General features: G+C 71.1%; 24 protein-coding genes, 1 pseudogene and 2 riboswitches. Of the genes and pseudogenes, 4 read left to right on the top strand and 21 right to left on the bottom strand.

Annotated elements, in window-relative coordinates; all coding sequences use genetic code 11:
• Window positions 1–30: 30 nt before the first annotated feature.
• Window positions 31–561: a bifunctional adenosylcobinamide kinase/adenosylcobinamide-phosphate guanylyltransferase gene (gene cobU, locus ASE12_RS09885; RefSeq protein WP_056399820.1), complete on the top strand. Its 531-nt coding sequence runs from the start codon at window positions 31–33 to the stop codon at window positions 559–561.
• A gap of 104 nt (window positions 562–665) precedes the next feature.
• Here the strand turns inward: cobU and ASE12_RS09880 are convergent, their stop codons facing one another.
• From ASE12_RS09880 to ASE12_RS09825, 13 genes and pseudogenes are all read right to left on the bottom strand, one after another.
• A complete protein-coding gene (locus tag ASE12_RS09880) occupies window positions 666–1,112 on the bottom strand; it encodes a GNAT family N-acetyltransferase (protein ID WP_056399818.1) in 447 nt (148 codons plus the stop codon).
• A gap of 11 nt (window positions 1,113–1,123) precedes the next feature.
• On the bottom strand, window positions 1,124–1,879 hold the full coding sequence (locus ASE12_RS09875) for an adenosylcobinamide-GDP ribazoletransferase (RefSeq protein WP_056399816.1): 756 nt from the start codon (window positions 1,877–1,879) through the stop codon (window positions 1,124–1,126).
• Window positions 1,876–2,910, bottom strand: a complete 1,035-nt coding sequence (gene cobT, locus ASE12_RS09870) for a nicotinate-nucleotide--dimethylbenzimidazole phosphoribosyltransferase (protein WP_056399814.1) — start codon at window positions 2,908–2,910, stop codon at window positions 1,876–1,878. The genes ASE12_RS09875 and cobT overlap by 4 nt, the downstream gene beginning before the upstream one ends.
• Window positions 2,907–3,695 carry a CbtA family protein gene (locus ASE12_RS09865; RefSeq protein ID WP_056399812.1) on the bottom strand — a complete coding sequence of 263 codons (789 nt, stop codon included), beginning with the start codon at window positions 3,693–3,695 and terminating at the stop codon, window positions 2,907–2,909. Before ASE12_RS09865 ends, cobT begins: the two co-directional genes overlap by 4 nt.
• A gap of 66 nt (window positions 3,696–3,761) precedes the next feature.
• Complete coding sequence (locus tag ASE12_RS09860; RefSeq protein WP_056210964.1) at window positions 3,762–3,974, bottom strand: CbtB domain-containing protein; 213 nt, start codon at window positions 3,972–3,974, stop codon at window positions 3,762–3,764.
• A gap of 144 nt (window positions 3,975–4,118) precedes the next feature.
• Entirely contained in the window at window positions 4,119–4,574 is a 456-nt protein-coding gene (locus ASE12_RS09855; protein ID WP_056399810.1) for a histidine phosphatase family protein, read from the bottom strand.
• Entirely contained in the window at window positions 4,571–5,302 is a 732-nt protein-coding gene (gene cobA / locus ASE12_RS09850; RefSeq protein ID WP_369797248.1) for a uroporphyrinogen-III C-methyltransferase, read from the bottom strand. The genes ASE12_RS09855 and cobA overlap by 4 nt, the downstream gene beginning before the upstream one ends.
• Before the next feature lie 9 nt (window positions 5,303–5,311).
• Window positions 5,312–5,548, bottom strand: a pseudogene (locus ASE12_RS20760) (NAD(P)-dependent oxidoreductase); the annotation flags it as partial.
• Window positions 5,539–7,980 (bottom strand): cobyrinate a,c-diamide synthase, encoded by a 2,442-nt coding sequence (locus tag ASE12_RS09845; protein WP_200954996.1) that lies wholly within the window; start codon window positions 7,978–7,980, stop codon window positions 5,539–5,541. The pseudogene ASE12_RS20760 and the gene ASE12_RS09845, both read right to left, overlap by 10 nt.
• Complete coding sequence (gene cobO / locus ASE12_RS09840; protein WP_056399806.1) at window positions 7,974–8,588, bottom strand: cob(I)yrinic acid a,c-diamide adenosyltransferase; 615 nt, start codon at window positions 8,586–8,588, stop codon at window positions 7,974–7,976. The genes ASE12_RS09845 and cobO overlap by 7 nt, the downstream gene beginning before the upstream one ends.
• The gene (locus tag ASE12_RS09835; RefSeq protein WP_056399802.1) at window positions 8,588–10,624 is read right to left on the bottom strand and encodes a putative cobaltochelatase; all 2,037 of its coding nucleotides are present in this window, start codon (window positions 10,622–10,624) and stop codon (window positions 8,588–8,590) included. The genes cobO and ASE12_RS09835 overlap by 1 nt, the downstream gene beginning before the upstream one ends.
• Window positions 10,625–10,669: 45 nt before the next feature.
• Window positions 10,670–10,802: riboswitch (cobalamin riboswitch) on the bottom strand.
• Window positions 10,803–10,804: 2 nt separating this feature from the next.
• Window positions 10,805–11,023 (bottom strand): helix-turn-helix transcriptional regulator, encoded by a 219-nt coding sequence (locus tag ASE12_RS09830; RefSeq protein WP_056399799.1) that lies wholly within the window; start codon window positions 11,021–11,023, stop codon window positions 10,805–10,807.
• Entirely contained in the window at window positions 11,020–11,667 is a 648-nt protein-coding gene (locus ASE12_RS09825; protein ID WP_056399794.1) for a hypothetical protein, read from the bottom strand. Before ASE12_RS09825 ends, ASE12_RS09830 begins: the two co-directional genes overlap by 4 nt.
• Window positions 11,668–11,757: 90 nt before the next feature.
• Between ASE12_RS09825 and cbiE the strand changes: the two genes are divergently transcribed.
• Both cbiE and cobM read left to right on the top strand, forming a co-directional pair.
• The gene (cbiE, locus tag ASE12_RS09820) at window positions 11,758–12,981 is read left to right on the top strand and encodes a precorrin-6y C5,15-methyltransferase (decarboxylating) subunit CbiE (protein ID WP_056399792.1); all 1,224 of its coding nucleotides are present in this window, start codon (window positions 11,758–11,760) and stop codon (window positions 12,979–12,981) included.
• On the top strand, window positions 12,978–13,736 hold the full coding sequence (gene cobM / locus ASE12_RS09815; RefSeq protein ID WP_056399789.1) for a precorrin-4 C(11)-methyltransferase: 759 nt from the start codon (window positions 12,978–12,980) through the stop codon (window positions 13,734–13,736). Before cbiE ends, cobM begins: the two co-directional genes overlap by 4 nt.
• Window position 13,737: 1 nt before the next feature.
• On the opposite strand, the gene ASE12_RS09810 is transcribed toward cobM, so the two are convergent.
• The 8 genes from ASE12_RS09810 to ASE12_RS09775 are packed head-to-tail and all read right to left on the bottom strand — an operon-like array spanning window position 13,738 to window position 19,357.
• Entirely contained in the window at window positions 13,738–14,178 is a 441-nt protein-coding gene (locus ASE12_RS09810; RefSeq protein ID WP_157412880.1) for a hypothetical protein, read from the bottom strand.
• A 34-nt stretch (window positions 14,179–14,212) separates the two neighbouring features.
• Window positions 14,213–15,730, bottom strand: a complete 1,518-nt coding sequence (locus tag ASE12_RS09805) for a precorrin-2 C(20)-methyltransferase (RefSeq protein WP_056399782.1) — start codon at window positions 15,728–15,730, stop codon at window positions 14,213–14,215.
• Window positions 15,727–16,371, bottom strand: a complete 645-nt coding sequence (locus tag ASE12_RS09800; RefSeq protein ID WP_056399779.1) for a precorrin-8X methylmutase — start codon at window positions 16,369–16,371, stop codon at window positions 15,727–15,729. The genes ASE12_RS09805 and ASE12_RS09800 overlap by 4 nt, the downstream gene beginning before the upstream one ends.
• Complete coding sequence (locus tag ASE12_RS09795) at window positions 16,368–17,246, bottom strand: sulfite reductase subunit beta (RefSeq protein ID WP_056399778.1); 879 nt, start codon at window positions 17,244–17,246, stop codon at window positions 16,368–16,370. Before ASE12_RS09795 ends, ASE12_RS09800 begins: the two co-directional genes overlap by 4 nt.
• A gap of 12 nt (window positions 17,247–17,258) precedes the next feature.
• Entirely contained in the window at window positions 17,259–17,984 is a 726-nt protein-coding gene (locus ASE12_RS09790; protein ID WP_056399777.1) for a (2Fe-2S)-binding protein, read from the bottom strand.
• Window positions 17,981–18,523 carry a ribonuclease H gene (locus ASE12_RS09785; protein ID WP_082582185.1) on the bottom strand — a complete coding sequence of 181 codons (543 nt, stop codon included), beginning with the start codon at window positions 18,521–18,523 and terminating at the stop codon, window positions 17,981–17,983. The genes ASE12_RS09790 and ASE12_RS09785 overlap by 4 nt, the downstream gene beginning before the upstream one ends.
• Before the next feature lie 36 nt (window positions 18,524–18,559).
• Entirely contained in the window at window positions 18,560–19,039 is a 480-nt protein-coding gene (locus ASE12_RS09780) for an SRPBCC family protein (protein WP_056399776.1), read from the bottom strand.
• A gap of 9 nt (window positions 19,040–19,048) precedes the next feature.
• Window positions 19,049–19,357 (bottom strand): antibiotic biosynthesis monooxygenase, encoded by a 309-nt coding sequence (locus tag ASE12_RS09775; RefSeq protein WP_056399774.1) that lies wholly within the window; start codon window positions 19,355–19,357, stop codon window positions 19,049–19,051.
• Between the two features lie 20 nt (window positions 19,358–19,377).
• Window positions 19,378–19,494, top strand: a riboswitch (cobalamin riboswitch).
• Between the two features lie 25 nt (window positions 19,495–19,519).
• Between ASE12_RS09775 and cobN the strand changes: the two genes are divergently transcribed.
• A complete protein-coding gene (cobN, locus tag ASE12_RS09770; protein WP_056399771.1) occupies window positions 19,520–23,116 on the top strand; it encodes a cobaltochelatase subunit CobN in 3,597 nt (1,198 codons plus the stop codon).
• Window positions 23,117–23,140: the final 24 nt, after the last annotated feature.

Below are 23,140 nucleotides of genomic sequence, written 5' to 3'. Positions count from 1 at the left end.
GTAAGGTGATCTCGACAGTAGCGAGGTGCGATGAAGGTCCTGATCACGGGCGGCGTACGCTCCGGCAAGTCGTTCCACGCCGAGTCGTTGCTGCTGGCCGAGCCGACGGTCACCTACGTGGCTCCGGGGCCGCCCGCCGATCCGGTGTCGGACCCCGAGTGGGCGGCGCGGATCGCGCGGCACCAGAGCCGGCGGCCGGCGTACTGGAAGACTGTCGAGACGAGCGATCTCGGCGAGGCCGTGCGGTCCGCCGAGGGTGCTGTGCTGATCGACTGCCTCGGCACGTGGCTCACGTCGGTCATCGACGAGCTCGACGGCTGGGACGCGGTGCTCGAGGACTGGGAGCCGGTGCTGTTCGAACGGCTCGACGAGGCGCTGACCGCGATCGCCGAGCACCAGGGCACCGTCGTCGCGGTGACCAACGAGGTCGGCATGAGCGTCGTGCCCGAGCATCGATCGGGCCGGGTGTTCCGCGACCTGCTCGGCACCGTCAACCAGCGTGTCGCCGAGGAGTGCGACGACGTCATGCTCGTCGTCGCCGGCCGGGTCCTCCGCCTCTGACCTGTTGGCGGTTTACCAAGAGGTCAGGGCAAACCGCCACTCCTCACGGTGCGCGCGCCCTGAGGGGTGGCACAACACCCTGACCTCTTGGTAAACCGGTGACTCTAGAGGTCCTTGGCGAAGCAGAGGGAGAGGTCGCTGCCGGTGTAGTGGCCGAAGCTGGGGATGCGGCGGTAGCCCGCCGACTCGTACAGGCCGACGGCCTCGGGCTGGCGATCACCGGTCTCGAGCAGCAGCCGGGACCAGCCCAGCGATCGGGCGTGCTTCTCGAGGCCGTTGAGGACGATCCGTGAGAACCCGCGACCGCGGTGCTCGGCTGGTACGAACATGCGCTTGATCTCGCCGCTCGTGGGGTCGATCGCGCGCAGGCCGCCGCACGCCACGGCCTCGTCGCCGTCCCGCAGCAGGAAGAACGCCGTGATGTCGTCGGCCGTCGGGGCCGGTCCGGGCTCGCTGTCGGGAGTGCCGTAGCGCGCCTCGATGTCGACCCGTTGGGCCGCGCGCAGTGCCACGGCGTCGGGGTCGGACCAGTCGCAGGGGGTGAGCTTCACACGAAGATTGTTCAGGACGCCGCGACGAGCATCGCAGCCAGGGTGAGCTCGATCGCCGCCCCGAAGACATCGCCCGTGACGCCGCCGAAACGGGACACACAGCGGTACGTCAGCAGCGCGCCGACGAACAGCCCCGCTCCGGCGACGACCAGCCCGCGCCACCACGGCCAACCGGCCCAGTCGAGCACGCCGGCGCACAGCAGCGCGACCACGAGCCAGGTCGCCACGGCCCACGTACGTCTGATCGTGCCGGCGTACGTCACGGCGAGGCCGTCGGCCCGGGCGGCGGGGACCCCGCGGGCGCAGCACACCGAGAGGATCGCCCGCGAGCAGCAGACGAGCAGGCCAGCGATGACGGGCCCGCGAGGCATGCACAGGATCGCCGACAGCGAAGCGGCCTGGATGCCGAGCACGATCACGAGCGCTGCCGCCCCAGCCGGTCCCGCCGTGCCGCCCTTCATGACCTCGAGCGAGCGCTCCCGGTCGTACGACGCGGTGAGCCCGTCGGCGACGTCCGACAACCCGTCGAGGTGCAGCGCCCGGCTGCCGAGGGCCAGCGCGCCGACCGCGACGAGGGCGACGGCGAGGGGTGCCAGCTTCAGCTCGCGACCGGCCCATGAGACGAGCCCGACGAGCAGGCCGAGGGGCACGACCGCGAGTGGCGCGAGCAGCATCGCGCCACCGGCGACATCCCGGTCGACGACCGTCGGATGCCGCCACCGCAGGGCGGTCAGCGTGCCGACGGCCAGCCGCCAGGAGTTGGTCACATCAGGTCGGCGAGCAACGCCACGTCGGAGAGCAGCAGGGCCGCCGAGCGTACGAGCGGCACCGCGGCGACCGCACCACTGCCCTCGCCGAGCCGCATGCCGATGTCGAGGATCGGCTCGAGGCCGAGCTTGGCGAGCGCGAGCGACTGTGCCGGCTCGGTCGACCGGTGGCCGGCCGCGAACCACGCGGCAGCACCCGGCGCCAACCGGTCGGCCATGACCGCAGCCGCCACGGAGATCACGCCGTCGAGCAGCACGGGTACGCCCGCCCGTGCGGCGGCAGCCATGAACCCGGCCGCTGCCGCGAGGTCGGCGCTGCCCAGCGCGGTGAGGGTGTCGACCGGATCGCCCGTACGTTCGCGGGTGCGGTCCAGCGCCTGCTGGACGACCGCCATCTTGTGCGCGAGTCCGGACTCGTCGATGCCCGTGCCGCGCCCGGTGACCTCCATGGCGGGCAGGCCGAGCGACGCGGCGATCAGCGCGGCGGCGGGCGTCGTGTTGCCGATGCCCATGTCGCCGCTGATCAGCAGCTGTGCTCCGGCGGCGATCTCCTCGGCCGCGACGGTCTCGCCGGCCGCGATGGCCTGGAGCGTCTCGTCGGTGGTGAGCGCGTCCTCGAGGTGGATCGCGCCGCTGCCACGGCGGACCTTGAACCGGGTGACCTCCGGAGCGACACCCTCGAGGTCGTCGTCCACGCCGAGATCGAGCACGCGTACGGACACGTCGTGCTGGGCGGCGAGCACCGAGACGCCGGCCTTGCCCATCAGGAACGTGCGGACCATGGCCGGGGTGATGGCCTTGGGGAACGCCGAGACGCCGTGGTCGGAGACGCCGTGGTCGCCGGCGAAGATGACGGCCCGCACGCGGGTGACCGGTGCCGGCGGGACCATGCTCTGAGTCGCGGCGACCCACACCGCGAGGTCGCCGAGCCGCCCGAGCGCGCCGGGCGGCGTCGCGAGACCGGCGAGCCGTTCAGCCGCAGCGGCGCCGACCACTTCTGAAGGAGCCGCGACGGGCTCGTACTCGTTCACAGGCTCGCCGCCAGGTCGCGGCGCGCCTGCGTCGCCGACTCCTGGGCGTACAGCTTGCCGATCAGGCCGGTCAGCGCGATGCCGATGACGCCCCACAGGGTGGCGAGGGTCAGGAGGGAGCCGCGGCGGAAGTACCAGAGCGTGTCGCCCGGGAAGTCGCCGATCTCGTTGACCGTCGGCATCAGTGCACCGGCGAGGATCACGACGGCGAGGTAGGCGCCGGCGCTCGTGAGGACGGCGGTGTAGGTGCCGAACCGGTCGAGGAGGGCGCGGAACAGGATCACGGCGGCGATCATCGCGACCACCGAGATCGCGAGCATCACGAAGTACTGCGTCGTGCGGGCCCCGATCGTGTCGGCGTTGCCGACCGCCGGTGGCGTGGCCGGGTACTTCATGAACGGCACCAGGGCGACGGACACGAAGCCGAGAGCCGCGACGAGCGCGGTGGACTGGCTCGGTCGCAGCCGGCCGATCCGGCCGAGGGCGAATGCCGCGGCGAGTGCCACGATGCCGCCGAACGCGATGCCGGTCGAGATGGTCGCGGTGGCGAGTCCCCAGGTCGACTGGTTCTGGCGCGACACCTCGGTGCCGCCCTCTTCGTGGTGGTCACCGCCGTGCGTCGCGGGAGCCGACTGGCCGTGCGCGTGCGGGGCATCGCCGGCCGACTCGACCTTGATGGCGGCGTCGACCGACGGCTCGCCGGCGATGTAGGCCACCGCGAAGGTCAGGATGCCGGCGATCAGGCCGGCGAGGAGTCCTCGTACGAGGAAGTTGCGGGGGGTCATGTCAATCCGTTCGGGTATGCCGAGAAAGCCGGACGCCCGAGGGCAGTCCGGCTGGGTCGGGGCAGGTCAGTGGCAGGGGAATCCGAGCAGGTGGCGTCCATCGTGGACCCACTCGTGGATGGCCGTGCCGGCCGGGATCGACACCGCGCCCTGGTCAGCGCTGATGAAGAAGAGGATGAAGGCCCCGATGAGGCCGAAGAACAGCGCCCAAGGGGCGAGCTCGCGGAGCGGGATCGACGGGATCTCGATCTCGGGTGTGGCGGTGGTGACCTGTGACATGAATTCTCCTGACGGGATGATTGCGTCCCATGAATGGATGAAATTCCGAGGCTTCGGGTCTGGCTCCACTCGCTGATGCGGGTGTCACAGTAGCGCTACTGCGCCGGAGTTGCACCGGCTTCCTCGACCTCGGTGAAAGTCATCCTAGGGCATCGAGATGGCGACCTGTCGAGTGTCGGGATCGACGTGCGTGATGGAGCCGTTCGCCGGCAGCTCGGGTCGCCGGCCGCTGAGCAGTCCGACGGCGAGACCGATGGTGTCGCCGTGGCTGACGGCGACGGTGTGGCGCGGCAGGTCCTGCTCCAGGAGCTGCTGCACGCGGACCAGCACGGAGGCGTAGTCCTCCTCGAGCCCCTTCTCCAGGAGCAGCGGTTCCTCGACGACCTCGAGGCCGAGCCGGTCGGCGATGATGTCGGCGGTCTGCCGGGCACGCACGGCGGGGGAGGTGAGGATGCGTACGACCTCACGGTCCACGAGGAGCTCCGCGGTCCGGGTGGCCTGCTGGCGGCCGAGGTCGGTCAACGGCGGGCTGAGCTCGTGGCCCTGCATGCGGTCGATGACGTTCCAGGTCGACTGGCCGTGGCGCACCCAGAGGATCACGCCAGGCCCTCGATGTCCGCGACGTCGCCGATGACCGCGACAGCCGGGGCGCCGAGGTCGGCGGCGGCCTCGTCGATCGTCGCGAGCGTCGCGCGTACGACCCGCTGGCTCGGCATCGTGCCGTCGGCGATCACCGCGGCGGGGGTCTCCGGGTCGAGGCCGCCGTCGACGAGGGCGGCGCAGATCGCACTGAGGGTGCGTACGCCCATCAGCACGACGATCGTCGTGCCGGAGGTGGCGAGGGCGGCGTAGTCGAGCGTCGACTCGGGGTGTCCCGGGGGCACGTGGCCGGAGATCACGGTGAAGCCCTGGGTCAGGCCGCGATGCGTGACCGGGATGCCTGCGAGTGCCGGGGCGGCGATCGCGGAGCTGACCCCGGGGACGACGCGGGTCTCGATGCCGGCGTGCAGGCAGGCGAGGAGCTCCTCGCTGCCACGGCCGAACACGAAGTTGTCGCCGCCCTTGAACCGGACCACGTTCTTGCCGGACTTGGCGTGCTCGACGAGGAGCTGGTCGATGTCCTCCTGGCTCGTCGACCGGCCGCCGGGGATCTTGGCCACGTCGATGACCTCGGCGTCGGGGCGCGCCCAGGCCAACGCCGCCAGCGGGGCGAGCCGGTCGGTGACGATCACGTCGGCGCGCTCGATCGCCTCGCGGCCGGCGACGGTGAGGAGGCCGGGATCACCGGGCCCGCCACCCACGAGCGTGACGATGCCGGTGTCGAGGATCTGGTCGCGCGGCGTGCGGTCGGCGTGGCCGGTGAGGACGACGCCCGCGCCCTGCACGTCGGCCATGTCGGCCTCGCGGGCGTGCCAGGTGATGAGCCCGCGGTCGGCGAGGTCCTCGATCGACGCGGTTGCGGTGGGGGCGATGACCGTGACGACGGCGCCGGCCTCGAGCAGGGCAGCGACCTGGGCGGCGGCGCGGGCGTCGCCGCCGATGACGAGGGCGACGGTGCCGGGTGTCAGGTCCATGGCCCCTCGATCTGCAACGTGGCGAGGAGCTTGCGGGTCGTGTCCGGCTTGCGCACGGCGATGCGTACCCACGTGTCGTCGAGGCCCGGGAACGTGTCGGCGCGGCGTACGGCGTAGCCCGCAGCCCGGAGCCGGTCATGGGCGCCCGCGCCGGCCTTGGCGAGGACGTACGGTGCGGCGGCGGGCACGTGGTGGATGCCGAGCTCCGTCAGCCCGTCGGTGAGGACACGGCGGTGCTGGGCGATCCTCGTCGTACGCTTCGCGGCCTCGGCAACAGCCTCGGGCGACGCCGTCGCGATCATCGCGGCGATCGCGGCGGTCGACACCGACCACGGAGCCTGGTGGGCCTTCAGCTCGGTGAGCAGCTGCGGGGACCCCAGGACGTACCCGGCGCGGATGCCCGGGATCGACCACAGCTTGGTGAGGCTGCGGACGACGACGAGGCCGGGATCGGTGATCGCGGCGAGCGAGTGGCGCTCGTCGGGCACGGAGTCCATGAACGCCTCGTCGACCACCACGACCCGGCCGGGGCGCACGATGCGGCGCAACGACTGCTCGGGATGCAGGACGCTCGTGGGGTTGGTCGGGTTGCCGATCATGACCAGGTCGGCGTCGTCGGGGATCTGCGCCGGGTCGAGCACGAACCCGTTCGCGGGATCCGTGAGGACGTGCTCGGGCTGGTGGCCGGCGGCGGCGAGGGCGACGTCGGGCTCGGTGAACTGCGGGTGCACGACGACCGGACGGCGCCAGGGACGGGCCCGCGCGATGAGCCCGAACGCCTCGGCGGCGCCGGCGGTCGGCAGCACCTCGTCGGTGCGCCGGCCGTGACGTTGGGCGATGGCGTGCTGCGCCGCGGCGGCGTTCGGGTAGGCGCCGATGTCGTCGAGGCTCGCGTGGAGTGCTGCGTCGAGCCACTCCGGGCGTACGTCGTCGTGGATGTTGACCGCGAAGTCGATGAGTCCGTCGGACAGCTCCCGGTCCCCGTGCCACCCGAGGTCAGGGACTCGCTGAGCCTGACGTTTCTGCACGCTCTGGCGGCGTGTCGCAACGGAAACGTCAGTCTCAGCGGGAAGGCGAGCGGGCACGTACGCGTGGACGGCGTCGGCGAAGCGTTGGGCCATCTGCGGGTGGCCGGCCCAGTGGGTGTGCAGGTACGACGCGTGCAGCGTCGCCGAGCCGAACCCGTGCGGCTGGCCCTCGATGAGCCAGGCCGCCTCGGCCGACGCCGGTGTGACCGTCGTCCGGTGGAACTCGTGGCCCGTGACCCGGGAGCCGGCGACACCGGTCAGCTGGTCGGCCGGGACGATCGCGGTCCGGTACGACAACGTGAGCCTGGGTGTCATGACCGCCTCGGCGTCGAGCGCGCCGACCATCGGCAGCCCGTCGACGGACTGGCAGAGGTAGAGCAGACCGGCACACTCGGCGTACGTGGGCATGCCCGAGTCGACCGCTGCTCGTAGGGCCGCACGGAGGGGTTCGTTGGCGGAGAGGCCGGCGGCGTGCACCTCGGGGAAGCCGCCACCGAGGTAGAGCCCGGCTGTCCCCTCGGGCAGCCTCTCGTCGGTCAGCGGGTCGAACGTCACGACGTCGCAACCGGCGGCTCGGAGCAGCTCCTCGGTCTCGGCGTAGCGGAACGTGAACGCCCGTCCCCCGGCCATGGCGACGACGGGAGCGGGGTCCTTGAGCTCGTCGAAAGGACGTACTTCCGCGGTTGCGTCCCACGGCTCGGCGTCGAGGTCCGGAGCGGAGTGGGCGAGCGCCAGGAGATGCTCGAGGTCGATCTTCTCGGCGATCTGCGCAGCCAACCGGTCGAGCGCGTGCGCGGCGTCGTCGCGCTCTGCGGCGGGTACGAGACCGAGGTGGCGGGACGGCGCGACGATGCCGTCGTCGCGCTGCAGCACGCCGAGCACCGGCAGCCCGGTCGACTCCAGCGCGCTGACCACCTCGCCGGCATGCCGCGGAGACCCCGCCTTGTTGAGGATCACGCCGACGATGCGTACGGACGGGTCGAACGCGACCATGCCCTGCACCAGCGCGGCGATCGAGCGTGATGCGTGCGAGATGTCGACGACGAGCACCACGGGCGTACGTGTGACGGTGGCGACGTGCGCGGTCGAGGCGAATCCTTCGCCACCGATCTGTCCGTCGTAGAGGCCCATGACGCCCTCGACGATCGCGAGGTCGGCACCGCGTGCACCGTGCAGCAGCAACGGGACCAGGCGCTCCTCGCCGACGAGGTGAGGGTCGAGGTTGCGGCCGGGCTTGCCGGTCGCGAGCGCGTGGTAGCCCGGGTCGATGTAGTCGGGACCGACCTTGTGGCCCGAGACGTTGTGACCCGCACGCGACAGCGCCGCCATCAGTCCGGTGGCGACGGTCGTCTTGCCATGCCCCGAGGCCGGAGCGGCGATGACGAGTCGCGGAAGCCTCACCATTCGATGCCCCGCTGGCCCTTCTGGCCGTTGTCGAACGGGTGCTTGACGTGCTTCATCTCGGTGACGAGGTCGGCGATCTCGACGAGCTTGGGATCGGCGCCGCGCCCGGTGATGACGACGTACTGCCGGCCCGGCCGGTTGGCGAGGGTCTCGACGACGTCGTCGACGTCGACCCAGCCCCACTTCATGGGATAGGTGAACTCGTCGAGCACGTAGAGGTCGTGCGTCTCGTCGGCGATGCGGCGCTTGACCTCGGCCCAGCCCTCGGCGGCGTCAGCGGCGTGGTCCTCGTCGGAGCCCTCCTTGCGCGACCACGACCAGCCGGAGCCCATCTTGTGCCACTCGACGGGCCCGCCCTCGCCGGTCTCGGCGTGCAGCTCGCCGAGCCGCTCGAGCACGGTCTGCTCGCCGATGCGCCATTTCGCGGACTTCACGAACTGGAAGACGCCGATGTTCCAGCCCTGGTTCCACGAGCGGATCGCGAGGCCGAACGCGGCGGTGGACTTGCCCTTGCCGTCGCCCGTGTGGACCATCAGCAGCGGGCGGTTGCGGCGCTGCCTCGTGGTGAGACCGTCATCGGGGACGGCGACCGGCTGACCCTTGGGCATCAGGCGGCTCCCGTCTCGTGGAGTCCGGACCGTACGACCTCGGTGAGCGCCGAGGCGTTGACCTCGCCGAGCGGGACGTACTCGGCCAGCAGGTGATCGGCGAGCTGTGAGGCGAGGCCCATGCGGAACTTCCCGGTCTCGCAGTCGATCACGAGACTCGCGAGACCCGTCGCGCCGAGGTGCCTGGCGACCTGGTGCGCCCGCGCGAGGGCGTTGTCGCCGTACGTCGCGCGACCGTCGGTGATCACGACGAGCAGGGGGCGGCGACGCGGGTCGCGTACGCGCTCCAGGCGCAGCACGTCGGCGGTCTTGAGCAGCGCCTCGGCCAGCGGCGTACGCCCACCGGCGGGCAGCTCGGCGAGGCGGGTCGCAGCGATGTCGATCGAGCCGGTCGGCGGCAGCGCGAGCTCGGCGCCGTCGGCGCGGAACGTGATGAGGCCGACCTTGTCGCGGCGCTGGTAGGCGTCCATCAGCAGCGACAGGATCGCGGTCTTGACCTGCTCCATGCGCTTGCGGGCCGCCATCGACCCGGACGCGTCGACGCAGAACAGGATCAGGTTGGACTCGTGCCCCTCCTTGACCGCCAGGCGCAGGTCGTCGGCGCGGAACTCGATGCTGCTCGTACGGCCGCGGGCGTGCTGGTGCGGCGCGGCGGCACGGATCGTCTCCATGAGGTGGATCGAGCCGCCCTGGCCCGTACGCCGTTGGGCACCGATGCGCCGGCCGGTCTCGGTGATCGCCCTGGACCGCTTGCCGGACTCGCCGGCACCCGTGCCGCCGACGGTGAACAGCTTGGGCCGGTAAGGCTGCTGCGGCGCAGCAACCGTGACCTCGGACGTACCGCCAGGCTGTTGGTCGCCTTCCCGCTGAGCCTGACGTTCCTGCTGCGACTCGCCGTGATCCGGCGCAGAAACGTCAGTCTCAGCGGGTTCGGAACCAGCATCAGGGGGGGAGTCGGTCTCGGAAGCCGGGGACTCCTGGGTTTCGGCGTCGTCGGTGCCGTCGCCCTCGGGCTCCGGCGGCGGCTCGTCGTCGCCGAGGATCTGGTCGAGCAGGTCCTCGTCGATGCCGGGCGCGTCGAACGGGTTGCGCCGGCGACGGTGCGGCAGGGCGAGCCGGGCGGCGGCCCGGATGTCCTCGCGCAGCACGCTCGTGCGCCCGTTCCACGCGGCATGCGCAGCGGCAGCGCGAGCCGTGACGATGTCGGCACGCATGCCGTCGACCTCGAACGCGGCGCACACCTCGGCGATCTTGAGCAGCGCCCAGTCGCTGAGGTCGACCTGGTCGACGAGCTTCTGCGCCGCCTGGATGCGGTCGGTCAGCGCCGCCTCGTCCTCCGCGTACGCCGCGGCGAACGCGTCGGGATCCGCCTCGTACGCCAGTCGGCGGCGTACGACCTCGACGCGGGTCGCCGGGTCACGCGGTGCCGCGACCTCGACCGTCAGGCCGAACCGGTCGAGCAGCTGGGGCCGGAGCTCGCCCTCCTCGGGGTTCATGGTGCCGACGAGCACGAAGCGCGCGGCGTGCTCGACCGAGACGCCGTCGCGCTCGACCGTCGAGCGGCCCATCGCGGCGGCATCGAGCAGCAGGTCGACGAGGTGGTCGTGCAGCAGGTTGACCTCGTCGACGTAGAGGATGCCGCGGTGCGCGCGGGCCAGCAGGCCGGGCTCGTACTCGGTGACGCCGTCGGACAGCGCCTTCTCGAGGTGCAGGGAGCCCAGCACCCGGTCCTCCGTGGCGCCGACCGGCAGCTCCACGAGGCGTACGGGGCGGGTCTCGACGTCGGCGTCCGCGGCGAACGGGCCGTCGGGCGACAACGGGTTGGACTCGCGCGGGTCGGTCGAGAACCGGTCGCCGGCGACGACGTCGATCGGCGGCAGGACCGAAGCCAGGGCGCGGACCATCGTCGACTTGGCGGTGCCCTTCTCGCCCCGCACGAGTACGCCGCCGATCGCAGGCGAGATCGTCGAGAGGGTGAGGGCGAGCGCCATGTCGTCGGATCCGACGACGGCGCTGAACGGATAGTGCTGTGGCATATGGGGCTCCCGCTCGATCTGCCATCGATGACGGGCACGGTTGCGTCCGCCAGTCAGCCTCGAGGCCGGTCTTCGGACTTCCCAGGTCGAGCCTGGGTCACCGCAGCGGGCCCTGTGCCGGATTTTCACCGGCTTCCCGATTCTCCCCGTGAGGGGCACCTCGAGACTGTGATCGCAAGACTAACGGTTGTCGTCGTATGCCAGTAGGTCGCCGGGTTGGCAGTCGAGCACCTCGCAGATGCGGGTCAGGGTGCTGAAGCGGATGGCCTTGGCCTTGCCGGTCTTGAGGATCGACAGGTTGACCAGCGAGATGTCGACCGCGGCGGACAGCTCGGTGAGGGTCATCCCGCGGCGCTCGAGCATGTCGTCGAGCGTGATGCGGATGTGGTGGTCGCTCATATCGTCGCGTCGGCGTCCGCCTGCAGCGCAGCCGCACGGTTCATGACGCGGCCGATGCTGACCAGCCCGTACGCCCCGATGATGCCGGGCACCGAGATGCCGAACGAGCCGCTTGCCCAATCCGCGTCGCGCAGCATGTCCGACAGGAGCTGTCCCTCGGCAAGCCACTCGACCAGCGCCGCACCGAGAAGCCCGAACAAGAGCAACCAGCCGAGCCGTTCGATCCGGTCGGCGAGCGAAGCAGAGAAGAGGCCGTGCTTCTGGGCGTATCGGATCGTGCGGCGGGTGAGCAGGATGAACCCGAGGAAGACGACGAAGCTCGGCAGCTCCGTCAGGACTCCCCAGGTGTGCGCCTCGACGTCCGCCTTCTCGTCACACACAGAGGTCTTGGCGGACTCGACGTCGACGTGCTTGGCGATTCCGTAGTCCTGACGGTCCGCCCCGTCGAGCTCTCTCGACTCGATGGTCGAGATGAGATGCGTCGAGACACAGACCTCGTCGTCACCGACTCCCATGAAGCTGACGTCGTCGCTGAGGACGGAGAAGACAACCGTGAAGGCCAGCAAGGTGAGCAGGAGGCCGGAGATCATGCCGGTGATCGTGTCCAGCGGACCCAGTGGGTCGCGCGTCTTGGGCTTCGTCACGGGTATTCCTTATCGATAGTCGTTATTAACGACAAACGATAAGCCCATCGGCCGACTCGTGTCACGCGTTCGGCAGATATCGTCTCGGGCATGAGCACACAGGTCACGGTCGTCGGGATCGGCGCGGACGGCTGGACCGGTCTGACCGCGCGAGCGCGCGAGCTGGTCGAGGCCGCAGACGTCGTGCTCGGCGGCGATCGTCACCTCGCGATGCTCCCTTCGAAGAGCGACGGGGCCGAGCAGACCAGACAGTCGTGGCCGTCGCCGTTGCGGGAGGGCCTGCCCGCGCTGCTGGAGCAGCACGACGGCAAGAACGTCGTGGCGCTGGCGTCCGGGGACCCCCTCGTCTCCGGCATCGCGACGACACTCGTCGACCTGCTCGGCAAGGACTCCGTCGAGGTCGTGCCCGCGCTGTCCTCCGTCGCCCTGGCCCGTGCCCGGATGCGCTGGTCAGCCGAGTCGACCGAGGTCGTGACGCTCGTCGGCCGCGATCCGCACCTCGTGGCCCGCTCGCTCGCGCCGGGTCTCCGGCTGATCGTGCTCTCCTCCGACGGCTCGACCCCCGCCGAGGTGGCCGGGCTGCTGACGACCGCGGGATACGGGGCGAGCCCGATGACCGTGCTGGCGGACCTCGGGTCGGAGACCGAGTCGCGTACGGACGGCGTCGCCGCGTCATGGGGCGACCAGGCAGCGCCGGACCTCAACGTCGTGGCGGTCGAGCTGGTGAGCTCCGGCGCGACGGTGCTGGGCTTCACGGCCGGCCTGCCCGAGGGTGCCTTCGACCACGACGGCCAGATCACCAAGCGGGACGTACGCGCGTCAGCCCTTGCGCGACTCGCACCGCTGCCGGGCCAGCTGCTCTGGGACGTCGGCGCCGGCGCGGGATCCGTCGCGATCGAGTGGATGCGGGCGCACCCCACGTGCCGGGCGATCGCGATCGAGGCCCGCGAGGACCGTTCGGCACGCATCTCCCGCAACGCCGATGCCCTGGGCGTGCCGGCCCTGCAGGTGCTGACCGGCCACGCCCCCGAGGCCCTGGCCGACCTCGAGGCGCCTCACGCGATCTTCATCGGCGGCGGCGCGACCGAGGAGGGGGTGCTCGACGCCTGCTGGTCGGCACTCCGACCCGGCGGCCGACTCGTGGTGCACGGCGTGACGCTCGAGACCGAGGCCGTGCTCGCGGTCCGCTACGCGCAGCTCGGCGGCGAGCTGACCCGCCTCCATGTGGAGCACGCCGCTCCCATCGGTACGTTCACCGGCTGGACCCCGGCCCGCGCCATCACCCAGCTGGCCATCACGAAGGCCGACGCATGACGGTGCACTTCGTGGGCGCCGGCCCGGGCGCCGCCGACCTCCTGACCCTGCGAGCGGTCGCGCTCCTCAACGCCGCCGACGTGTGCGTCTACGCCGGCACCTACATCGACCACGCCGTGCTCGCCCACTGCCCCGACGGCGCCGAGCTCGTCGACACGCAGGACCTCGACCTCGACCAGATCACCGCCCGCATCGTCGACGCCCACGCCGCCGGCCGCGAGGTCGTACGCCTCTGCTCCGGCGACCCCTCGGTCTACTCCGCCCTGCACGAGCAGACCAAGCGGCTCGACGCCCACGGCGTGCCATGGGACGTGACGCCCGGCGTGCCGGCGTACGCTGCCGCGGCCGCGCTGCTCGGCGCCGAGCTGACGGTGCCCGAGGTCGTGCAGTCCGTCGTGCTCACCCGGACGCAGGCGCGGTCGACCGCGATGCCGTCGGGGGAGGCGTTGGCCGGGTTCGCGGCCACGGGTTCGACGCTCGTGCTGCACCTCGCGATCACCCGCACCCGTACGCTCGCTGCCGAGCTCGCCGAGTCGTACGGTGTCGACTGCCCGGTCGCCGTCGTGGCCAACGTGAGCCAGCCGACCGAGGTGATCCTGCGGGGCACGCTCGGCGACATCGCCGACCAGGTCGAGGCGGCAGGGCTCCGGCAGGCCGCGGTCATCCTCGTCGGCAAGGCGCTGGCCGAGGACGTACGCGGCGGCGAGTCCTACCTCTACGACCCCGCACGCGACCGCTCGGCGAAGCGGCGCTGAGTCAGACGACGGCGTAGAGCCGAGCGTCGGGATCGACCACGGCGCCCAGCGTGGTGCCCACCTGCAGGGCTGCATCACCGTCGCGGGTGTGGCTCGCCTCGAACGGCTCGACCCCCGGCGCGTCGATCCAGAGCCGGAGCTCGACGCGTGAGCTGCCGTCGTACGTCGTGGGTCGCACCGCGATGACCTCGGCGGTGGCCGGGACGCCGGCTGCGCTGAGCCGACGCATGCGCCGTGCGGTGCTGCGGACGTCGTTCCACATCGCGATGCCCAACGGCACGAGGATCACGGCCAGCAGCGCGCCGATGAGCAGGCCCGCCCAGAGATCGGCGTGCAGCAACAGGCTCAGGGCAAGGAATCCCGGGCCGCTCGACACCATCACGACGCACAAGGCGTACATCGCAAGGCGTGCCACGCGCCCAGCCGGTGTGACCTCAGTCATGGCGACATCCTGTCAGACAGCCCTCCGGACTCGTTCAGTCGGTGAAGCGCGGGGTCCAGACCTGCCCTGCGCTCGTGGCCATTGTGCCCGAGGCGCCGACGATGAGCAGGCACTTCATGTCGATCGATGCCGGGTCGAGGTCGGCCAGGGTTGTCACGGTCAGCGACTCCTCGTCGCGGCCGACGTCACGGCCCACGACGACGACGGTCTCGGGCGCGCGGTGCTCGAGCAGGATTCGCTGCGTGTCCGCGACCTGGGTCGTGCGCGAGCGTGACGCGGGGTTGTAGATCGCCAGCACGAGATCGGCCTGGGCGACGGCGCGGAGCCGCTTCTCGATCAGCGCCCACGGCTTGAGCCGGTCCGACAGGCTCATGACGGCGAAGTCGCCGCCGACCGGTGCGCCGGCCCGAGCCGCGACGACCTGCACCGCGGAGAGTCCGGGCAGCACGCGGATCGGGACGTCGGCGTACGCCTCGTCGTCCGCGGCCTCGAACACGGCGGCGGCCATGCCGAAGATCCCGGCGTCACCGCCGGACACCACGGCGACGCGCTCACCCTTGAGCGCCAGGTCGAGGGCCAGGCGGGCACGATCGACCTCGACGGTGTTGCCGGAGGCGTGCCGCGTGAGGCCTTCGCGCTGAGGGACCCGGTTGACGTACGGCGCGTAGCCGATCACGTGGTCGACCTCGGCGAGCGCCTCGCTGACCTCGGGGGTGATCCAGCGGTCGGGTCCGGGTCCCAGCCCGATGACGAGGAGCTCTGCTGCCGCGCGCGAGCCTGTCGATACCTCGTCTCCTTTCGACAGGCTCAAGGAGCGGTGCTCGCTCAAGGACCGTTGGGTGTCACCGGGGACCACGATGAGGGAGAAGTACGGCACCGTCGCCGGGTCGACGTCGGCGACCGGCAGCCAGCGCTCCTCCGGCATCGAGGCGCGCTCGACGTATAGCGCACCGTCGAGGCGTCCAGCCTGGCGCAACGCCGAGACGACTTTGGGGAACGTCCGGCCGAGCTTCATGATGATCGCCCCGTCGGTGTCGGCGAGGCGGCGCGCCAGCTCGGGCTCGTCGAGGGTTCCGGGCAGGATCGTGAGCACGTCGGTCTGGCGTACGAGCGGGGACGCGGTGGTCGCGGTCGCGGCGGCGAACGACGTCACGCCCGGCACGACCTCGGTCTCGAAGCGGTCCGAGAGCCGGTCGTGCATGTACATGTAGGACCCGTAGAACAGCGGATCGCCCTCGGCGAGGACCACGACCGTACGCCCGGCCTCGAGGTGCACCGCCAGGCGTGCCGCGGACTCCTCGTAGAACTCCGCCATCGCCCCTGCATACCCACCGGCGTGAGGGGTCTCGCCGGTCGTCACCGGGTAGCGCAGCTCCTCCTCGACGACGCCCTCGGGGATGAGCGAGGCGGCGATCCGTCGCGCGTTCGACTGCTTGCCGACGCCGGCGTGATAGGCGATGACGTCCGCGTCGGCGATCAGCCGGGCCGCCTTGAGGGTGATGAGCTCGGGGTCGCCGGGGCCGAGGCCGACGCCGTAGAGGCGGCCCGTCACTCGCGCTCCTGGGCGAGCGCGTTGAGCGCCGAGGCGGCCATCGCCGAACCGCCACGGCGGCCGTGCACCGTGAGGTAGGGGATGTCCAACGAGAACGCAGCGAGTGCCTCCTTGGACTCGGCGGCGCCGATGAAGCCCACCGGCGTACCGATGATCGCGGCGGGTCGGGGTGCGCCGTCGAGCAGCATCTCGAGCAGGTGGAACAGCGCCGTGGGGGCGTTGCCGAACGCGACGACGGCGCCCTCGAGCCGGTCCTCCCACAGCGACACCGCGGCGGCGGAACGGGTCGTCGCCCACTCCTTGGCCAGCGCCGGCACCCGCTCGTCACGCAGCAGGCACAGCACCTCGTTGTCCTTGGGCAGTCGCGCGCGCGTGACCCCGGAGGCCACCATGTTCGCGTCGGTCAGGATTGGTGCCCCGGCCTCCAAGGCGGTGCGCGCCGCCGAGACGAGGCCGGGATGGATGTCGAGGTCGCGCGTCAGGTCGACCTGTCCGCAGGCGTGCACCATGCGTACGGCGACCTTCTCGGCATCGGCCGGGAGGTGCGACAGCTCGGCCTCGGCGCGGATCGTCGCGAACGAGTCGACGTAGATCGCCGGTCCGTCGGCGACGTAGTCGTAGTGGCGCGTCGGTCGTTTCATACGTTCTCCAGGTCGGGGATGACGATGCTGCGCCACGGCGTCACGATCACCTCGGTGCCGGCGCGATCCAGGATCATCGCCGCCAGCTCGGGGGTGAGCAGGCCGTCGGGCACCGCGAGGTGTTCGGCGCTGTGGCCGTCGTCCTGCGCGATGATGCCGTACGGCGGAGGCAGCGCGCTGACCTGGGTCCGGAGATCGCGGGCGTAGTGCGTGCCGAGGAGCTCGGTGCCGCCGTCGGGCAGCTCGTCGATGTGCCACAGCGCGGTCTCGCCCTCGCCGCGCTGCCGCAGGAACGCCTGGGCGTACGACAACAGCGCCTCGGGCGCCTCGTCGAGCGACGCCAGCGGACCCCAGTGCTTGGAGCCCACGCGCAGCTGCACAGTCTCGGCGTCGACGGCCATCAGGCCGAGGTCGAGCGACCGCGAGGCGATGTCGCCGCGGCCGTCGTCAAGGACGAACAGGAAGCGCCCGGCGAGACCCGCGAAGTCCGGCTCTGCGCATAGCTGGCGGTCGAGCTCGTGCGCCAGCTGACGGAGGTCGGCGCGGCCACCGATGCGTCCGGTCAGCGGCGACACCATGATGTTGCGCACCAGCTCATGGCTCGGCGACGGCAGCAGCCCGGACTCGGCGATCGCGTCGACCAGCACCGCCGGCACGCAGCCGTCGGCGTGCTCGATGCCGCGGAGCTGCAGGTTGGTCCGCTTGGTCAGCAGCAGCGTGCCGTCGGCGTAATCGGCTGCGATGCCCACCAGGTCACGCAGCGCCGAGGTCGGCAGCACGCCGCCGATGAGGCGCAGCCGCACGATCGCGCCGTCGTCCGCGATCCAGGGTCGAAGGACACCGGGACAACGGTCGGGATGGGAGCGGTTCGTCACCCCGTCATGGTGTCACGCGGGTTTGGGAGGCTCGTCGAGCACGCAGTCGCCGCAGATGCCGGCGCCCGGAACGCGGTAGAACAGGCAGCACGAGCGGCGTACGAACGAAGGTCCCGCCGGGTCGAGGTCGCCCGTCCCGGCGAGCGTGCCGCGGTCGAGGAGCTCGGCGAACAGGGCGGTGGCGGCGTCGGCGCGGTCCGGGCGGGCCGTGCGCAGCATCGTCAGTGCACCGCCGAGACTCGAGGCGACGTTGCCCCACAGCACCTGCGGCGAGACCGCGAACGTACGCGCGAACGTGTCGAGCGCGGGCGCGACGATCGCCTGCAGGACGTACGCGTCGAGGTCCGCCGCGAGGTCTTCGCTCACCGCCCCGGCGACGTTGCTGCGGGCCAGCGGCCACGGGCCACCGACGACGGGCTGCCACCAGAGCGCGTCGAGCTGCAGGTGCGGGACGCGATCGGCGAGCACGGCCGAGGCGAACGCGGGCGACACGAGCCGGGCGGCCAGGCCGAGGAACACGATCGACGCGGTGGCGCGTTCCTCGATCTCGTCGATCCGTACGCGGGACCGCTCCGCCAGCATCTCGCGGGCTGCGGCGACGCGATCGGCGATGACGTCGGGCTCGGTGAGCTCGCGAAACGGCCGCCAGCCGGCATCCGGTGCCCAGCGGTCCAGGACGAAGAACGGCCCGACCTCGGAGGCGAGGTCGAGCGCCGCGTCATCCGGGCTGGTGGTCATCCATCCGTGCCGCTGAGCAGCCCCGTCGTACGCACTTCCGACACGTCACCACGCGCAGCGCGAGCCGAGGCCTGGCCGGCGAGGGCGTCGGCGGCGACGTTGAGCGGCCAGACCGTGAGATCCGTGAGGTGCGCCTTGACCTTCTGGAAGAACACCGGTGCGCCGGAGTCGCGCCGGGCCTGCATCAGCGCGTAGATCGCCTGCACGATCTCGACGTTGGCGACGATCTCCTTCTTGGAGTTGCGCCAGCCGTTGCGCGCCCAGCCGCTGGCCCACGTCGTCGAGCAGCCGATCGTGTAGGACGAGTCGGCCTGGATCACGAGCGGCCGGTTGGCGAAGTCGCGCAGCGCGTTCTCGACGGCCAGCAGCTCGCCGATGTTGTTGGTGCCCTGCAGGAGACCGCCGCAGGCGGAGGTGCCGTCGTCCGCCACGTACGCCCATCCGGTCGGCCCGGGATTGGTGACGCACGAGCCGTCGGTGCCGACGACGATCGCGCCGCCGAGCTGCATCACGTCGGTGTGGGTCCTGGCGAGTGTCACTGGGTGCTCCTGGGTGGTCGGGGTGGGAGTCTCACATCATCCTCGTGCGTAGCCACGGCGCACGGTCCGGTCGAGGATGCCGAGCGTGCCGCTCAGGTTGGTCACCGAGACGACCGGGAAGATGCCGGAGTCCTTCCAGTCCTGGCTGACGTTCGACCAGTCGTAGAACGAGGTGACGAGGGTGCCGCCGTCGGCCGGCTCGAGGCGATAGCCGTAGGTGTGGCCCATGCCGGGACGGACCTTGCCGAGGATCGACCATGCGATCAGGCGATCACGTTCGAACTCCTCGATCGTGACCGTGACGTCGTACTTGCCATAGTCGGGGATGTCGTTGAGCGACTCCCGGTCCATGTGGACGACGAACGTGTCGCCGACTGCCTCGACGACGTCGCCATCGGCGTCCTGCAGCATGCCGGAGGCGTCGATCGCGACATGGCCCTGGGGGTCGCACAGGACCGCGAAGACATCGGCCGCCGAGGCCGGGATGAGGCGTTCGGCTTCGATGCGCTCAGTCATGCACCGACCCTATCGAGCGACCGGACTGCTGATGACGAGCTCGAAGTGCTCGACGACGGGGAACGGGTCGTAGAACCGGTGCAGGAGGGCACGCCACCGCTCGTACTCCGGCGAACCGCGGAAGCCCTCGGTGTGGTCCTCGAGGGTGTCCCACTCGACGAGCAGGAGGTACGTGCTGGGCGACTCGATGCTGCGCGAGACGGTGAGGCCGCGAAAGCCCGGCATCGAGGCGATGATCGGCGTCGCCTCAGCCAGCGCGCTCTCGAACTCGTCCTCCCGACCGCTGATGACGGGCAGCAGCGCATGCTCGGTGATCACGCGTCGATTGCACCACGACGGCAGCCGGTAGGCTGAGCCGCATCCGCTTGCCGCGGAGATCCAGGAACTCCGGTGTGAATCCGGGGCGGTTCCGCCACTGTTAAAGCCAGACACTGGCCGCGGCGATTTCCCACCACAGGGGCGAGAACCCCGAGGAGGAACATGACGCGCATCGCGTTGCTGTCCACGTCCGACACCGACCTGCTGTCGGCCCGCGCGAGTGGTGCGGACTACGTCCTCGCCAACCCCGTGCGCGGCGTGCCTGACCTGACCGACGTCGACCTGGTGGTCGCGCGCGTGCTGGGCTCCGCCGACGACGTGCAGAAGCTGGTGCTGCCGTACGTCGGCCAGCGTCCCGTGGTCGTGCTCGGCGGTGAGCAGACTCCCAGCGCCGAGCTGATGGAGCTGTCGACTGTCCCTGTGGGTACGGCTGCCGAGGCGCACCGCTATCTCGCCGAGGGCGGGCCGGCCAACCTCGGCCAGCTGCACGCCTTCCTGTCCGACACGGTCCTGCTGACCGGTGAGGGCTTCGAGCCGCCGGCCGTCCTGCCCGAGTGGGGCCTCGCGACCCGCCCCTCGAAAGTCTTGGACAAGGCTGGAAAGTCCCCCGACCCCCACTCGCGCAAGGCGAAAGTCGGCGTCCTTTACTACCGGGCGCACGAGGCCTCCGGCAACAGCGCGTTCGCGCACCAGCTCGCCGACGCGATCGACGCGACGGGTGAGGCGTACGGCGTCCCGATCTTCTCCTCGTCGCTGCGCGCCGCGCCCGACGAGCTGTTCACCGAGCTGGCCAAGCTCGACGCGCTGATCGTCACGGTGCTCGCGGCCGGCGGCACCAAGCCGGGCACCGTCAGCGCCGGCGGCGACGACGAGTCGTGGGACGTCGAGCGCATGAAGGCCCTCGACATCCCGATCCTCCAAGGGCTCTGCCTGACCTCGAGCCGCGAGGACTGGGCGGCGTCCGACGACGGCGTCACGCCGCTCGACTCGGCCAACCAGATCGCGATCCCGGAGTTCGACGGCCGCATCATCACGGCGCCGTTCTCGTTCAAGGAGATCGACGAGGACGGCCTGCCGCGCTACGTCGCGGACCCCGAGCGATGCGCCCGGGTCGCCGGCATCGCGGTCGCGCACGCGCGCCTCCGCCACACGCCACCGTCGGAGCGCAAGGTCGTGCTGATGCTGTCGGCCTACCCGACCAAGCACAGCCGGGTCGGCAACGCCGTCGGGCTCGACACCCCCGTCTCGACCATCCGACTGCTGCGCGAGATGCGCGACGCGGGCTACGACCTCGGCGCTCCGGGTGAGATCCCGGGCCTGGAGCTCGACGACCTGACCGAGGCCGGCAACGCGCTGATCCACGCGCTCATCGCCGCCGGTGGGCAGGACGAGGAGTGGCTCACCCAGGTGCAGCTCACCGAGAGTCACGTGCGCATCCCCGCTGCGCAGTACGCCGCGTGGTTCGACGGCTTCCACCCCGACCTGCGTGAGGCGATGCTCGAGGCATGGGGCCCGGCCCCGGGTCAGCTGTTCGTCAACGACGACCAGGAGATCGTGCTCGCCACGATCCGCGCCGGCAACATCGTGCTGATGATCCAGCCGCCACGCGGCTACGGCGAGAACCCCGTCGCGATCTACCACGACCCGGACATGGCGCCCTCGCACCACTACCTGGCCGCCTATCGCTGGGTCGAGGACGAGTTCGGCGCCCACGCCGTCGTGCACCTCGGCAAGCACGGCTCGATGGAGTGGCTGCCGGGCAAGAACGCCGCGCTCTCGGCGTCCTGCGGCACCGACGCAGCCATCGGCAACCTGCCCCTGATCTATCCGTTCCTCGTCAACGATCCCGGCGAGGGTGCACAGGCCAAGCGCCGCGCGCATGCCACGATCGTCGACCACCTGATCCCGCCCATGGCCCGCGCCGAGTCGTACGGTGACATCGCCAAGCTCGAGCAGCTGCTCGACGAGTACGCCAACATCGCCGCGATGGACCCGGCCAAGCTGCCGGCGATCCGTTCGCAGATCTGGACCCACATGCGGGCCGCGGAGATGCACCGCGACCTCGGTCTCGACGACATCCCGGACGAGGACGACTTCGACGACTTCATCTTCAACGTCGACGGCTGGCTGTGCGAGATCAAGGACGCCCAGATCCGCGACGGCCTGCACGTGCTCGGCCAGGCTCCCCAGGGCGAGGCGCGGGTCAACCTCGTGCTCTCGATCCTGCGCGCGAGCCAGATCTGGGGCGGCGAGACCGGCGCTGTCCCCGGTCTGCGCGCCGCGCTCGGCCTCAAGGAGGACTCCCAGCTCGGCGCGATCGACGAGATCGAGAGCCAGGCGCGCGCACTGATCCAGGGCATGGAGGATGCTGACTGGGACGTCGCCACGGCCCGCAGCCTCACCGACGTGCCCGACGTCGTGCGGGTCCTGGAGTTCGCCGCCACCGAGGTCGTGCCGCGCCTGGCCAAGACGACCGACGAGCTGGACCACGTGCTGCACGCCCTCGAGGGCGGCTTCATCCCCGCCGGACCCTCGGGCTCGCCGCTGCGGGGACTCGTCAACGTGCTGCCGACCGGCCGCAACTTCTACACCGTCGACCCCAAGGCCGTGCCCTCTCGCCTCGCCTGGGAGACCGGCCGCGCCATGGCCGACTCGCTGATCGAGCGCCACCTCGCCGACACCGGCGACTACCCCCGCTCCGTCGGCCTCTCGGTCTGGGGCACCTCCGCGATGCGTACGTCCGGCGACGACATCGCCGAGGTCCTCGCACTGATCGGGGTCGAGCCCGAGTGGGATCCGGCCTCCCGCCGGGTCAACGGCTTGCGGGTCGTGCCCCTCGAGGAGCTCGGGCGGCCGCGCATCGACGTGACGGTCCGCATCTCCGGCTTCTTCCGCGACGCGTTCCCGCACGTCATCGGCATCCTCGACGACGCGATCCGCCAGGTCGCCGAGCTCGACGAGCCCGACGACCAGAACTACGTACGCGCGCACGCCCAGCGCGATCTCGCCGATCACGGCGACCAGCGTCGGGCCACGACCCGCATCTTCGGCTCGAAGCCCGGGTCGTACGGCGCGGGCATCCTGCAGGTCATCGAAGCCGGCAACTGGCGTGACGACAAGGACCTCGCCGAGGTCTACACCGCGTGGGGCGGCTTCGCGTACGGGCGCGACCTCGACGGCGCTCCGGCGGCCGACGACATGCGGGCCAACTACAAGCGCATCGCGGTCGCGGCCAAGAACATCGACACCCGCGAGCACGACATCGCCGACTCCGACGACTACTTCCAGTACCACGGCGGCATGGTCGCGACGGTCCGCGCGCTGACCGGCGCGGACCCCAAGGCGTACGTGGGCGACTCGACGACACCCGATGCCGTACGCACGCGGACCCTGCAGGAGGAGACGACGAGGGTGTTCCGTGCCCGCGTCGTCAACCCGCGGTGGATCGGCGCGATGCAGCGGCACGGCTACAAGGGCGCGTTCGAGCTCGCCGCGACAGTCGACTACCTCTACGGCTTCGACGCGACGACCGGCGTCGTGCACGACTGGATGTACGAGACGCTCGCCAAGGAGTACGTGCTCGACGAGGACAACCAGGCGTTCATGAAGGACGCCAACCCCTGGGCGCTGCGCGGCATCATCGAGCGGCTCAACGAGGCCGCCGACCGCGACCTGTGGGCCGATCCCGATCCCGAGGTGCTCGCTGCGATGCAGCAGGTCTACCTCGACATCGAGGGTGACCTCGAGGACCGGGGATGAGGCACATCCGGGTCATCGGGATCG

Origin of the sequence: Aeromicrobium sp. Root236 (assembly GCF_001428805.1) — a bacterium.
In the GTDB taxonomy this organism is placed as follows: domain Bacteria; phylum Actinomycetota; class Actinomycetes; order Propionibacteriales; family Nocardioidaceae; genus Aeromicrobium.
Note: the sequence above shows the minus strand (reverse complement) of the source record. Positions and strands in the feature narration are given on the sequence as shown.